Raw genomic sequence first — 13,758 nt, forward strand, 5'->3', positions numbered from 1 at the left:
GACATCACCGACGCCGACATGTTCACCTCGTCGGGTGCGTCGGTGCCCGGCAGCGACGCCGAATACGAGGCGACCCGCGCCGGCGGGACGACCACCGAGGTGTTCCCGCTGGCCCTGTTCGCAGTCGGCGGGATGATGCTGTTCGGCGCGTGCGGCGATCTGCTGACCATGTTCGTCGCTCTGGAAGTCATGTCGTTGCCGCTGTACCTGCTGTGCGGACTGGCGCGGCGTCGACGGCTGATCTCGCAGGAGGCGGCGCTCAAGTACTTCCTGCTCGGCGCGTTCGCGTCGGCGTTCTTCCTGTTCGGTGCGGCGTTCGCGTACGGGGCGACCGGCTCACTCGATCTGGCCGAGATCAACACCTCGCTCGCCTCCGCCGACGACCGTTCGCTCGCCGTGATCGGGTTCGCCCTCCTCTCGGTGGGTCTCCTGTTCAAAATCGGTGCCGTACCGTTCCATTCGTGGATTCCCGACGTGTACCAGGGCGCCCCCACCCCCGTCACCGGATTCATGGCCTCGGCCACCAAGGTCGCCGCATTCGGCGGCCTACTGCGGGTCTGCTACCTCGGTTTCGGTGAGATACACAAAGATTGGGAACCGATCCTGTGGGCGGTGGCGATCGCGACCATGCTGATCGGCGCGATCATGGCCGTCACCCAGTCCGACATCAAACGGATGCTCGCCTATTCGTCCATCACGCACGCCGGTTTCCTGCTCCTCGGAGTCATCGCCCTCGATGAACACGGCATCACGGCAACCCTGTTCTACCTTGCGGTCTACGGCTTTTCGACGCTCGGCGCATTCGCCACCATTTCCGTCGTCCGCGAGCCGGACCGCCCCGTCGGCCCCCACCTGTCGGGCCGCGAGGCCACCGACATCTCCCAGTGGGCGGGTCTGGGCAAACGCTATCCCCTTGTCGGCGCGATGTTTTCGATGTTCCTGCTCGCCTTTGCAGGTATCCCCCTGACAAGCGGTTTCATCGCCAAGTTCGCCGTATTCTCCGCCGCCGCGGGTTCGGGCGCCGGAATCCTCGTGGTGATCGGTGTCCTGTCCAGCGCCATCGCCGCCTACTTCTACATCCGCATCATCATCGCCATGTTTTTCACCGATCCCCCCGCCGATCCACCCCACATCGTCCGCCCCAGCATCCTCACCACAGCCGGCATAGCCGCCTGCACAGTGGTCACCATCCTCCTGGGCATCCTCCCCCAGCCCCTCCTCGACCTCGCCGAACGCGCCGCCCAGTTCCACTGAGTACCGTTCCCGCGTGCTACCGATCTCGGACACGACGTACGTCGACGTACCGAACCCCGACGTGCCCAATGTCAGGTCTTGCATCAATGGACGGGACTCTCGCGGCCGCTTCTGCTGACAGCACTCGGCGACATCTATGACTATTGACGGAAGTCACGCCTGGATCGTTCGCGTGTTCAGAATAGCGACGTGTTCAGAGTTCTTGAACAGGTCCTTAAACTGAACACGCGTCTCGTGGTACGTTGCGACGCTCGGCGGAGACCATGTGACGTATGGTCACTCCGGCCACCGAAGCTGATCGTGGCCGCTTTGGACGACAAAGGATTGTGTCGTAGCCGACGCCTACTGTCATCGTGTGCCGACATACCTTCACGAAGCGCTCGCCGAGCTGGTCCGACAGCAACCGCAGTTCGCCGTCGATCTCGTCACTGACCTCGGCGGCGCGCCCGTGCCCGACTACGCCTCCGTCACTCTCGACTCGCCGGACCTCACCGAAACCACGCCCATCGAACAGCGGGCCGACGGCGTCGTCACGCTCCATCACGACGATGGCGCTGCCGCCCTCGGGATCATCGTCGAGGTCCAACTGGAACCCGACTACAAGAAGCACTACACCTGGCCTGCCTACCTCGTCTCGTTGCGTAACCGACTGAAGGCGCCCGTCGTCGTTCTGGTCATCTGCCCGCGGCCACGCACAGCGCGCTGGGCGGCACGACCCATACATCTGGGCGGCAATTCGAGAATCGAACCCCTCGTCATCGGCCCAGCCGACGTCCCGGCGATCACCGACCCCGAGGTTGCGCGTGGGCATCCCGAGCTGGCGATGCTCTCAGCCATCACGCACCACGAGAATCACGCTGTTCTCGACGCACTGTTCGCCACTTTCACACCCGACATTGAACGCAGCTACATGTACGCTGACCTCATTCGGACCGTCCTACCCGACACCGCACGCACCTACCTGGAGCAACTCATGTCCGCACCGACCTGGCAACCCAAATCCGACTTCGCGCGCGAATACTTCAACAAGGGCAAAGTCGAAGATCGCGCCGAAGCGCTCCTCGAGGTTCTGGCCACCCGGAGCATCCCGGTAACGGATGAAGCGAGAAGGCGTATCACCGAGTGCACTGACGTCGACCAGCTCAAGGAATGGTTCCGTCGCGCCATCACCGCCGCCACCGTGGACGAGGTATTCGGCGCCGACGGGTAGGCGGTCCGAAGGACACCTATCGACCGAGGTCTACACTTACCCCCTGTTGTACTGGACGCCCCGGCTACGCCGGGGCACGAAGGGGAGTTTCGATGCGGCGTCTGACTGTGTTTCTCGCGGCGACGGCCGCATCCGTGGCGATGATCTGGGCGAACCCGTTGCCGGCCGATGCGGCGAGCCCTTGCTCGACGGTTCGCGTCGGCACCCTCAAAGCCGCACCTGTCCCGGTCCTCGGCTGGAGCGAGAACCTCGCCTACGACCGCGACGGCGCGCTCTGGGTCACCCGCACGGCGATGAGCACGGTGGAACGACTCGATGATCGCGGCCGTGTCACCGCGTCGGTGTCGGTGCCGTTTCCCGGCGGGATCGCAGCGGGGCCCGACGGCCGCATGTATGTCACCTCCTTCAGCAAGGACGCCCTCGGGCTCCTGCGGACGGGACGCATCTACAGCTTCGATCCCGCTGCCGCACAACCGAAGACACGGATCTACACCCAAGGTCTGGGCTTCCCCAACGGGCTGGCCTTCGACGCGAAAGGCAACGCCTACGTCGGTGACACCTGGCAGGGGGTACTCAAGGTGCTCCCGGGTGGCCGGGTCGACCGACGCTGGTCGTCGAAGGCGCCGCGGAACCTGACCCCCAGCACCACCGTCAACGGTTCGAGCATGAACGGCGTGGCCGTCGACGGCGACAACCTGTACGTGACGATGACCACCAGCGTGTCCGGGCGTGTACTGAAAGTCCCCCTGGCACAACCAAACCGAACCAGCGTGGCAGCCGACCTCACCGCTCCGATCCCCGGCATCGTCGACGATCTGACCGTGGTCAGGCGGGGAACTCTGGCCGTAACGACCACCACGGGCCAACTGTTCATCGCCAACACCGTCGCGCGCACGCAGTGCGTCGTCCAGCTCGGTCAGCCGGCGACATCGGTGGCCGTCAACCCGGACGACGCAACCGAACTCGCCGTCGGCACTGAACTCGGCGACATACTCCGGGTCCGCATCTCCGGCCTTGCGATCACCTGAACCGGGCGATCACCTGAACCGATCGATCAACGGAACCGCGCGGTCGTCCACTCCAGGAGTTGAGGTATCAGCGCGGACTCGGCTTCGACCAGGTCGACGTGGCCTAGTCCGGGGAATGTCCGGTAGTCGACCTGCCGGCCGGCGCGCCGGATCGTGTCGACGTATTCACGTTGAGCCGCGGGAGTGATCAGACCGTCCGCCTCACCCTGACCGATCAACAGCGGCACGCCGATCGTGGTCGGCGGAACGTTCTCCTTGAGCCGCTTCCCCAGAGCACCGCTGGTCGGATCGGTCGCGAAGATGTTCGGGTCCCTGGTCATCGACAGCGCCGAAAGCACCGAGACCAGGACGCCCGCGCCGGATAGGCAACGCCCCGACATCTGCCGGACGATGGGTTCGGCACCCGGACGGATCGCGCCACGCCACGTGACGTCGGGATAGTTGGCGATGTATGCCGCGACGGCGAAGGACGAGAACACGCTGCCGCCGGTGACGTTCGGGAGATTGTCGATCAGTCCGGGCAGATTCGACGCAGGCGCGAGCGCGGCAACTCCGGCGAGTGGGACATCCGGTGCGTACGTCGGGGCGAGCGCACCGGACCACAGCGCCGAACCACCACCCTGGGAATGCCCCCACACGACGGTGTCGTCGCCGAGGTCGGCCGGTTCGAGAGCACGTGCCGCCCGGACGGCGTCGAGCGAGGCGTGCGCGCTGTCGACACCGATGAGATATGGGTGCGGGCCCTTCGTCCCGAGACCGATGTAGTCGGTGGCGACCAGCGCCCACCCGCGTTTGATGACCTCGGGCAGCACGAACATCGCACCCGATTCGAACGGTTGCGCCAGCAGCGACGGCGCACACGGCTGCGCGTAGCCGGTCGTGCCGTGGTTCCAGTCGATCACCGGCCAACCACCGTCACCACGCTTCGGGACCACGACAAGCGCGCTGGCCACTGCGGGCGAACCGTCGCCGCGAGTGGTGGAATACAGAATCCGCCAGGCGCGCGCATCGTCGGGAACCTCACGGGTGAACGACTCGGACCGAATCAGGACACCCGGCTTGGCCGGGATATCGCTTGGTGCACTGTAGAAGTCGTCGACATCAGGGGTGTCGGAACGGACGTTGACGCTGACCACGCAGGCGACGACAGCGACCGCGACGGCCACGAGCGCGGTGATCGTCCGCGCGAACCGTCGTACCCGGCTCGGCGACTGCGACGGCTCGCGATCGCCGGGACGAATCAGGCGGCGAACCTCGCCCACGCCGGACATGATCAGCCAGGCCCCGAACACCACGGCCGTGACCACGAGGGTGATGTCCGCCCAGAGCAGTGCCAACAGCCCGAACCCGATCGAGGCGATACCGAAGGCACCCGCCGCGATCCGGGTATCGACCGGAGCTCCCGCTCGCAGAGCAGGAACAATCTGACGGACGCCTCGCACGCATAGCGCAATAGCGATGACGACGACGAGCACGCGCAACGTCAGACCGCCGAACGCCACGATGGCAACGCCCGCGGCAAGCCACGCGAGAGCCTCGGCAAACCGCCACCATCGAGATGTGTGGTGGTCGTCGTCGGTCAGAACCAGCACACCCTGGAGAATGAACCCGGCCCCGATGAACCATACGAGCACGCCGAGCGACGAGATCGGTCTGGTGATCAGGTAGATACCGAGCGCGATCGCCACCAACGCCAGGACAATGCGCATCCACGGAGGAAGACCAAGACGACTCTTGATGCGTATGACGGCTCCTTAAAACTGCAATGGCCCCCTACCGGTGCAGGCAGGGGGCCATTGTGGCGGTGGCGAGGGGATTTGAACCCCTGGTACGGGGTTACCGTACACAGCATTTCGAGTGCTGCACCTTCGGCCGCTCGGACACGCCACCGCGGAAAACTGTACCGCAGGTGTGCCGGAGCGTGAAATTACCTGGTCAGGCCCCTCGTCAGGCTGTTGTATCGGGCTTGTTGCCGCCGAGTTTGCCGGTGACCTCGCCGATCTTCTCCTGCGCGGCGATCACCGCGCCCTGCACCTTCTCGTTGGCCGCGATCTCACCGATCTTCTGCTGGGCGACGCCGATCGCGCCGACGACCTTCTCGTTCGAGGCGATCTCCCCGACCTTCTGCTGGGCTGCTCCCAGCGCGCCCTGCACCTTCTCGTTGGCGGCGATCTCGCCGAGCTTCTGCTGAGCCGCACCGATGGCGCCGGCGACCTTCTCGTTCGAGGCGATCTCGCCGAGCTTCTCCTTGGCGACGTTGATCGCCTCGTTGACTTTGTCCGCTGCTTCCGACATGGATTCTCCTCAGCTTGTTCGGCACCCGGCGTGATCGGTCATCCCGGGCGCGCCAATGATTGTGTCCAATGTGCCACAGATCCTGGCCCGCCTGCTGGTCTAGTGCGATTCTCGCCGTACCGCGAAAAACTCCTGCATCAGGCGTATCGCGTCGGCGGCGAGGACGCCGCCGATCACCTCGGGACGATGGGTGAGCCTGCGGTCGCGCACCACATCCCACAGCGATCCGACGGCCCCGGTTTTCGGTTCCCACGCGCCGAACACGAGCCGGTCGACCCGGGACAGCGTGATCGCGCCCGCGCACATCGTGCACGGTTCGACGGTGACGACTAGGGTGCACCCGGACAACCGCCATCCGTCACCGAACGCTCTCGCGGCTGCCCGCAGAGCGAGGACCTCGGCGTGTGCGGTGGGGTCGGAATCGGCTTCGCGACGGTTGGCGGCGCGTGCCAGTTCCACCCCGTCCGGGTCGTAGACGACCGCACCGATGGGCACGTCGTCGGCACCCGAGCGCGATGCCGCGTCGAGGGCGGCACGCATCATCGTCTCCCACGGTCCGGGCGGCGGTTTCCGGTCGGGAGTCAGGTCAGCGTCCCAGCGTGTCGAGGACCTTGGCCAGTTGCTCGGCGAAACCGAGGCGGGCGGCGGTCATGCCGACCTGTTCGTCGGCGTACAGATCGGTGTCGCCGACGATCACCGCCAGCACCGCGTCGGGCAGTCCGAGATCGGCCAGCACGCCGAGGTCACCCTCCTCCCACGGTTCGACATCGTCGATGTCGTCGGGGTCGAGGTCGGGGACCTCCAGGTTGAGGGCGTCGAGGACGTCGACGGCAATGTCGTAGTCGACGGCGGCGGTGGCGTCGGACAGCAGCAACTGCGACCCGCCGGGCGCCGGGCGGATGATGATGAAGAACTCGTCGTCGACGTTGAGCAGGCCGAACAGCGCACTGGTCGCACGCAACGCCTTGAGCTGCCGCTCGGCGTCGGCGAGGTCGATGAGCGCGGACGGGTCGAGAGCTGTGACATTCCACCGCGTTTCGTCGCGCACCACGGCCACCGCGAAACCGTCGACGTCGTCGCCCGTGTTCGCGCTGTTGGTGTTGTCGGCCCCGCGGGACCCTTCGCCTTTACCGGCAGCTGCCATGCAGGTCACGGTATCCCGATTGGTGCGCGGTTCCCAAGTCCTAATATCCGTTCCCCCTGTTCGGGACCGCGTGGGAAAGTAGATGCCGTGACCGACAGCGATGCACAGCCCCTGCCCGCCACGGCAATCCCTCCGGAAACGGGCGCGGTGTGTGTGCTCGGGCTCGGGCTGATCGGGGGCTCACTGCTGCGCGTCCTCGCCGACACGACATCGGTCTTCGGCTGGAACAGGTCGATGACAACGGTCGATGCCGCCCGCGCCGACGGTTACGACGCCTCCGCGGACCTGCCAGAGACGCTGCGACGGGCAGCGGCCATCGACGCGGTGATCGTGTTCGCCACCCCGGTGACCACGCTGCCGGCGCTGGTCGCGGCCGTCGCCGAACACGCCCCGCGCAATCTGCTCACCGATGTGGTGAGCGTCAAGGAGGCCGTCACCCGTATCGTCGCCGCCGGACATCCCGCGGCCAGGTTCGTGGGCGGGCACCCGATGGCGGGCACCAGTCACTCGGGCTGGGCGGCCACTGACGCCGATCTATTCCGGGGCGCGATGTGGATGGTGTCGACTGGCGACGGCACCGACCCCGCCGACTGGCTGCGGGTGGCGGCGATCGCGCTGGCCGCGGGCGCAACGGTGGTGCCGGCGGCCGACGACGCCCACGATCGGGCGGTGGCCGCGATATCGCATCTGCCGCACCTGATGGCAGCTGCGACCGCGGCCGTCGGCGCCGGGGAGAGCGGACTCGCGTTGCGGCTGGCAGCGGGTAGTTTCCGCGACGGCACCCGCGTCGCGGGCACGGCACCGGCGTTGCAGCGGGCGATGCTCGAAGCCAACGACGCGGCACTGCTGAACGTGCTCAGCGAGGCCATCGACCGGCTGACGAACATCCGTGACGATCTCCGTGACCGCGGCAGCGTCGAGATCCTCGTCGACGACGGGCACCGGGCGCGACTGGCCTACGAGGCGATGTCGTCGCGGCCCCCTGTGCCGATCACCGGCGTCACCGTCGGTTCCCCGGGATGGCAGCAGGAACTACGCCGCCAGGCGCACACGGGCCGGGTTTGGGTGGGTTGATGTCCGGGCCGGGTTCGGGTGGGTTGGGGGTCTATACCCGTTCGGACAGCCCTTCGTAATCGATGACGAAACCGTTCTCGTCGAACGAGATGGTGGAGCTGGCGAGGGGCCCTTCGATGGCCACCTGGTTGCCCTTGAGTTTGGTGTAGTTCATGGTGGCCGCCTCGACGCGAGCCTCGGGCAGGTACAGGTACACGACCGGCACCGGCGCATGCTCGCCGGCGGGGACGCGGCGCCCGGCACGGAACGCGTAACGGCGGATGGGCAGTGCGTTGAACATCGGCGACAGGGCCATGTCGATGTCCTCGGCGCCGTTGAAGTCGCTGCGGATGGTGCCGTCGGCGGTCTGCACGAGCCAGTTGTGTTCGCCATCGCGATTGATGGCGAGCTGCGATTCTCCGCTGGCCCGCACGAGGTGCACGGAGAAGCGTTTGGTGACGCCTTCGTCGTTGGTGATCAGTTCGTACGACGCGGAGAACGCCTCATGTTCGTCGTTCGCCGCGGCGATGATCCGGCCGTATGCCTTGATGCGGGCGCCACTGGCGTAGACGCGGACCTGTTCGAGCCGTACGGCATCGAGACCACGCCAGGTGACCATGGTCCGGAAATCGCCACCGCCCGGGGCCGTCGAGGGCGCAGTGGCTGTCGAGGACGCCGTCGGGCTGGGCTGGGCTGCTTGCGGTGAACTCACTTCTCTACGTTAGCGATATCGGGGCTGCTCACGCCAGACATGCGGCGGTCCGGCGCGACGAATCGACGGTCACCTCGTCGCTGGCCACCACTTCACCGCCGACGGTGATCGAGCACGTCACCGCGCTTCCCGACGTGGCGATCACCAGCAGCCGCAGCGGGGCGCCGGTGCCGGTGAACGTCACGGTCCAGTCGGGTTCGGAGACGACGGCACTGCGGGTGCCGGTGCCGTCGCTGTAGGCGAGTACGCCGACGCCGTTGATGGTCGCCCGGTAGACGATGGTCTTGCCGGCCGAGTCCACGACGATGCCGCGCCGCGACGGTGTGTCGGGGGCGGTTCGAGGGGTGACGGTTCGGGGAGTGACGGTCCAGGTGGTGGCGGTCGGCAGCGTGATCTCGTCGGGCTCGTCGCCGGTGAGCACGTTGCGGGCCATCAGCACCGTCGCCGTACCGAGCACGACGATGACGACGAGGTACACCGCCGTCTTCCACACCGCGCCTGATCGGGGTTCGGGGCCTGATCGGGGTTCGGGGCCTGATCGGGGTTCGGGGCCGGATCGGGGTTCGGGGCCGTGCGACACCTGTCCAGGGATTGCCACAGCTCCGGGAGTTGCGGCGGCACCGGGCAGCGGAGACGGACCGGCCGCGGGCTGCCCCGGAAGGTACTGCGCGGTGCCGTCGTCGGCGTATCCGAGCGGCGGATAGAACTGGGGGCCCATCGGCTGCAGGTACGACTGTTCGGCGGGTGTCGGCTGTCGTTGCGCCATCGCCTGCCCCCATGCCTGTGTCCCGCGGCCGTGTGCCCCGGGTCTCTGCCTGCGACCATACCCAAGCCCCGGCCGCACGCCGGATGCCACCGATCTACAAGCGGCTCTCCATCCTCGCCGACAGGCTGGCTTCCTGAAGATCGAGGCGCTCGAGCATCGCCCGGACGGCCTCGTCCTCGATCTTGCCTTCATCCCGGTCGGCGACGAGCGCGGCGCGCTGGGCCGCGAGCACATCCAGGTACAGCTTGATGAACGCGTCGGTGCGGCGGTTGTGCTTTTCGGGGTCGGGCATCTCTTCGGCGTCGTGCGACTGCCGGGCGACGGTCGCGTCGATCACCGCGACGGTCTCGGCGTCGAGACCGTCGGGCGGGGCGGCCCTGAATTCGGCGAGGACGCCGGCCGAGGCCCGGTCGGCGATCTTCTCGGCGAGTTTGGTCTGCTCGTAGTCGTAACGTTCCTCGGCCTCGTTGTGCAGGTGCAGCCGCGCGATCATCCACGGCAGCGTGGTGGCCTGGATGCCGATGGTGCCGATGGTGACCACGAACGCGATCGCGATGATGGCCGAGCGTTCGGGGAAGTCGCCGCCTCCGGCGACGGTCGCCGGGATACCGGATGCGGCGGCGAGTGTCACCACCCCGCGCATACCGGTCCACGCGACGACCGTCGACTCCTGCCAGGTCAGCGGACGGCCGTCGATCTTGCCCGCCCAGCGGGACGGCTTCTTCCGTTTCTCGCCGGATCGGGCGGCACGCCGTGGGTTGGCAGGCGTTTCGAGGTTGACGGCGGCGTCGATACGTCTGCTGACCGCGGCACGCCCGAACATGAGGAACACGCAGATCGGCCGGATGGCGAGCACGACTATCAGCACCAGCACCGATGCCCACGCGATGTGCACCAGCGATTCCTTGGCCGCACGCAGGTCATCGATGATGAACCGCATCTGCAGTCCGATATAGGCGAAGACGAACGCTTCGAGCAGGACATCGACCGAATGCCACAGGTAGCGTTCCTGCAGACGGGTCTGGTACCCGGCGCGCAGCGACCCGGATCCGACGACGAAGCCCGCGATCACCACGGCCAGCACACCCGAGGAGTGGATGTGTTCGGCGCCGATGAACGCCGCGAACGGGACGACGAAGCCCTGCACCGTCTCCAGGGCCGGGTTGTCCAGGTGCCGCCGGATCCACAGCGTGGCGAACCCGATGACGAGGCCGACGAGCGGCCCGACGACGGCGTTGTAGCCGAACAGAGCGAGCGGATTCTCGATGAAGGAGTGGGTGCTGGCGATCTGCGAGATGGCGATCGCGAACAGTGACAGTGCTGCGGCGTCGTTGACCAGCGATTCTCCGGTGAGGATCGACATGAGGCGTTTGGGCAGACCGAGTTTGTGGCCGATCGCGACGGCCGTCACCGCATCGGGCGGGGCGACGATCGCACCGAGCAGCAGGGCGAGGGTAAAGGTGAATTCGGGTAACACCGTCGACGTGACCCAGCCGACCGCGAAGGCGGTGATGACCACCATCGCCACCCCGAGGCCGAGGATGGGCCGGATGTTGCGCACGAAGTTGGCGAAGGAGAACCCGAGTGCGGCCGAGTACAGCAGCGGTGGCAGCACCACCGTCAGCAGGATCTCCGATTCGAGTTCGACGTGCGGAACTCCGGGGATGAACGAGACACCCAGACCGACGAGGATGATGATGAGCGCGGGTTGCATGCCTCGTTTGTCGGCGAACGACGTGACGATGATGGCCCCGACGAGGACCAGGATCAGCAGTTCCATGCGCTGATCTTTTCAGGTCGGGGGCGGTTTGTCCGAGTTGGCGGGTCGTCCGGCCGAACGAACCTGCCGGGCGTGACCGAACTCGGGGTCTATTTGTACTTCGGGTTGTTGAACGTCGGGATCTGAATGCTGATCGGCATGCGCAGCTCCGACATGTAGAGCAGCACGAACTGGCGCAGCAATTCGTCGAACATCCAGTACGTCTCCTTGGGCACTCCCACACCCAGCAACCCTTCGCGCATCCCGACGAACGGCACCCACGCGGTTTCCAGCAGCGGACTCCAGACCGGCTCGCGGGGAATGTGGTACCAGTTGGCCATCTTGTCGCCGAGGACGTAGCGGGTCAGGGCACCGAGAACGCCGCGGGACAGCAATGTCAGGTCAAGATTGACACCCAGATTCAGCAGCTCGTTGGCGAGCCTGCGTCCCTCGGGGGTGGGCGCGAGGATCGGGTCGAGCACCTGACGTGCCTGCGATTCGGCGTGACCCCACGAGTTGGGGATGTACTCGTCGTGGACGCCGAGGAGCGAAGCGGTGACCTGCCAGGAATGCAGCAGGCCGTTACCCTCGTAGTTCTCCATCGGTACCCGCCATTTACGCAGGTTGCGCATGACGGTGGTGGGCAGGCTGTGCCAGGTGACCATGATGTCGGCCTGACTGATCGGCTTGGACTCGGGTGCCACGGCCTGCCAGTGCCCCGATTGCGGCAGCAGATGCCGGACACCGGCGTGCGCCATGCGCGTCTTGACGCAGGTGACGATCATCTCGCCGCCCGGCCGGAAGGCGTTGAGCGCACCCACGTCGTACCCGAACTTGGCGGTCTTGGAGATGCGGTCCTTGAGGTCCCAGCCGCCCTTGGAGTAATAGACGGCACGCGCCTCCCGCGGGATCACCGTGCTCATCATGCCGCTGGCAAAGCCGTAGATGACGCCGAGATAGAGGCCGCGTTTCTGGTTGAAGCGGACCGCGGCGTCGAGCCGGTCCCAGTCGGTCCATGCCGGCAGCCTGCGTGCGTGTTCGATGAAGTCGCGCAGTTCGTTCGGCAGGCCGGCAGGCAGCGGCTGAGAGTTCTTGGTCCAGCCTTTGAGCAGGTTGTTGACCCGCTGCACCTGTCCGGGGTTGCGGAACAGCCTGGCGATGACCTCGTCGGCCTCGGGATCCCACACCGTGCGCGGGTCTTTTCCGGTACCGGTCCCGGGTATCGAGTAGGCGGGCGACCACGTCCATGGCGTCGCCGGGGCCACCAGCGACGCCGCCCCCGCGGCGCCAAGCACGCCGGCGCCTTTGAGCGCGGTTCGTCTACTCAAGTTCTCCATGTGCCGACTCCGATCCGGGCTGATGTAACAAAGTTACGATCGTTGTAACATCGATACATCTACCAGATGGTGGTAGCGATCACAAAAGTTTCGGCAACATAGTCTGGAAGGCCTGAACAGCACCGAGGAGCGCCAAACGTTGGAGACCCGAACTCCGGAGACCGTGGGATCGGCACCGATCGAGACATCGCTGCTGCACCGGGCGCTGACCGGGGCCGGAACGTCGCCCGACGACTCGACCGTCGATGATCCCACCCAGATCAAGCTGCTCGACGCGGCCCGCGAGGTGTTCTGCCGGGTCGGGATGCAGCGCACGTCGATGGAAGAGGTCGCCAGACTCGCGGGGGTGTCCCGGGTGACGCTGTACCGCAAGTTCGCGTCGAAGAATGCTCTCGCGGAGGCGGTGATCACCCGCGAGTTCCGCCACTATTTCGACGTCTTCCGCCGCGAGGTGAAGGCCGAACCGACTGCCGCCGATCGAGTGGAGTTCCTCTTCGTAAGCTCGTTGCGCACGGTCCGCGGCAACCCGCTCATCGCGAGGCTGCTGGTGACCGAGCCCGAGCAACTGATCGGCGCCGCGGACGTCGCGGCCCGAATGGTCGCCTCGGTCGCCGGATTCGTCGCCGACCAACTCCGCATCGAGCAGGCCGCCGGGCACGTCGCCGCCGACGTCGACGCGGACGTGACCGCGGAGGTGATGGTCCGAATCTCCATGTCTTTCTTGACAATTCCCAGCCTCGTCGTCGACACCGACGACGACGGACAACTCGCCGCCATCGCCCGCCGCTACATCGTCCCGATGCTCGACGCCCGCTGATCCGAACCTGCCGAGGGGTAAGCTGAGCGGCATGACGGCAGCACCCCATCCTGACGACGAGCCGATCCCCAGCCGGCTCGTCTCGGTTCCGATGGTGCCGCCCGGGGGGTTCACCGCGGCCGACCTGCCGCGACTGGAGGGGGCGATCGATGGCCGGTTCGAGCTGCTGGACGGTGACGTCGTGATGATGGCGCCGGCCAATCACTGGCACAACACCGCGATGCGACGATTGTCGGCCCTGCTCGAGGCGGTCGCACCGGCCGACGTCGTCATCGTCACCGAACAGGGTGTCAACCTCGGGGCAAGTGTCCCCATCCCCGACCTAATGGCAATACCGTTCAGTTAGTGCGCACCGGCGTGTAGGTGGGTGGCCCTGCGGGTTG

The 13,758-nt window shown here is 66.5% G+C and carries 14 protein-coding genes and 1 tRNA gene; 6 read left to right on the forward strand and 9 right to left on the reverse strand.

Translation table 11 applies throughout. From position 1 onward, the window contains the following. From nuoN to Q0627_RS14935, 3 genes are all read left to right on the forward strand, one after another. A partial coding sequence (gene nuoN, locus Q0627_RS14925) for an NADH-quinone oxidoreductase subunit NuoN (protein WP_298811065.1) occupies window positions 1–1,254 on the forward strand: 1,254 nt, incomplete at its 5' end. A 355-nt stretch (window positions 1,255–1,609) separates the two neighbouring features. Then, window positions 1,610–2,464, forward strand: coding sequence for a hypothetical protein (locus tag Q0627_RS14930; RefSeq protein ID WP_298811067.1), 855 nt, complete (start codon window positions 1,610–1,612; stop codon window positions 2,462–2,464). 92 nt (window positions 2,465–2,556) lie between these two features. Further along, window positions 2,557–3,492: an SMP-30/gluconolactonase/LRE family protein gene (locus tag Q0627_RS14935; protein ID WP_291019977.1), complete on the forward strand. Its 936-nt coding sequence runs from the start codon at window positions 2,557–2,559 to the stop codon at window positions 3,490–3,492. A 26-nt stretch (window positions 3,493–3,518) separates the two neighbouring features. Here the strand turns inward: Q0627_RS14935 and Q0627_RS14940 are convergent, their stop codons facing one another. The 5 genes from Q0627_RS14940 to Q0627_RS14960 all read right to left on the reverse strand — a co-directional run bounded on the left by Q0627_RS14940 (window position 3,519) and on the right by Q0627_RS14960 (window position 6,931). Continuing rightward, window positions 3,519–5,201 carry a lipase family protein gene (locus tag Q0627_RS14940; RefSeq protein ID WP_298811070.1) on the reverse strand — a complete coding sequence of 561 codons (1,683 nt, stop codon included), beginning with the start codon at window positions 5,199–5,201 and terminating at the stop codon, window positions 3,519–3,521. Between the two features lie 90 nt (window positions 5,202–5,291). Further along, window positions 5,292–5,382, reverse strand: a tRNA-Ser gene (locus Q0627_RS14945). 57 nt (window positions 5,383–5,439) lie between these two features. Continuing rightward, window positions 5,440–5,787 carry a hypothetical protein gene (locus Q0627_RS14950; RefSeq protein WP_291019984.1) on the reverse strand — a complete coding sequence of 116 codons (348 nt, stop codon included), beginning with the start codon at window positions 5,785–5,787 and terminating at the stop codon, window positions 5,440–5,442. 99 nt (window positions 5,788–5,886) lie between these two features. Beyond that, a complete protein-coding gene (locus Q0627_RS14955; protein WP_291019987.1) occupies window positions 5,887–6,330 on the reverse strand; it encodes a nucleoside deaminase in 444 nt (147 codons plus the stop codon). 43 nt (window positions 6,331–6,373) lie between these two features. After that, window positions 6,374–6,931 carry a tRNA adenosine deaminase-associated protein gene (locus Q0627_RS14960; RefSeq protein WP_298811073.1) on the reverse strand — a complete coding sequence of 186 codons (558 nt, stop codon included), beginning with the start codon at window positions 6,929–6,931 and terminating at the stop codon, window positions 6,374–6,376. Between the two features lie 87 nt (window positions 6,932–7,018). Between Q0627_RS14960 and Q0627_RS14965 the strand changes: the two genes are divergently transcribed. Then, window positions 7,019–8,005, forward strand: coding sequence for a prephenate dehydrogenase (locus Q0627_RS14965; RefSeq protein ID WP_291019992.1), 987 nt, complete (start codon window positions 7,019–7,021; stop codon window positions 8,003–8,005). Between the two features lie 31 nt (window positions 8,006–8,036). Here the strand turns inward: Q0627_RS14965 and Q0627_RS14970 are convergent, their stop codons facing one another. The 4 genes from Q0627_RS14970 to Q0627_RS14985 all read right to left on the reverse strand — a co-directional run bounded on the left by Q0627_RS14970 (window position 8,037) and on the right by Q0627_RS14985 (window position 12,558). Continuing rightward, a complete protein-coding gene (locus Q0627_RS14970; RefSeq protein WP_298811090.1) occupies window positions 8,037–8,603 on the reverse strand; it encodes a putative glycolipid-binding domain-containing protein in 567 nt (188 codons plus the stop codon). A gap of 121 nt (window positions 8,604–8,724) precedes the next feature. Then, window positions 8,725–9,462, reverse strand: coding sequence for a hypothetical protein (locus tag Q0627_RS14975; RefSeq protein ID WP_298811076.1), 738 nt, complete (start codon window positions 9,460–9,462; stop codon window positions 8,725–8,727). A 94-nt stretch (window positions 9,463–9,556) separates the two neighbouring features. Then, the gene (locus Q0627_RS14980; protein ID WP_298811079.1) at window positions 9,557–11,242 is read right to left on the reverse strand and encodes a sodium:proton antiporter; all 1,686 of its coding nucleotides are present in this window, start codon (window positions 11,240–11,242) and stop codon (window positions 9,557–9,559) included. Window positions 11,243–11,331: 89 nt separating this feature from the next. Continuing rightward, window positions 11,332–12,558: an oxygenase MpaB family protein gene (locus tag Q0627_RS14985; protein WP_298811082.1), complete on the reverse strand. Its 1,227-nt coding sequence runs from the start codon at window positions 12,556–12,558 to the stop codon at window positions 11,332–11,334. Between the two features lie 139 nt (window positions 12,559–12,697). Here Q0627_RS14985 and Q0627_RS14990 point away from each other — a divergent pair, with 139 nt between their 5' ends. Then, window positions 12,698–13,375, forward strand: a complete 678-nt coding sequence (locus tag Q0627_RS14990) for a TetR/AcrR family transcriptional regulator (protein WP_298811085.1) — start codon at window positions 12,698–12,700, stop codon at window positions 13,373–13,375. Window positions 13,376–13,406: 31 nt separating this feature from the next. Beyond that, window positions 13,407–13,721 (forward strand): Uma2 family endonuclease, encoded by a 315-nt coding sequence (locus Q0627_RS14995; RefSeq protein WP_298811088.1) that lies wholly within the window; start codon window positions 13,407–13,409, stop codon window positions 13,719–13,721. Window positions 13,722–13,758: the final 37 nt, after the last annotated feature.

The organism is uncultured Gordonia sp., from assembly GCF_937858515.1.
Classification (GTDB): Bacteria; Actinomycetota; Actinomycetes; order Mycobacteriales; family Mycobacteriaceae; genus Gordonia.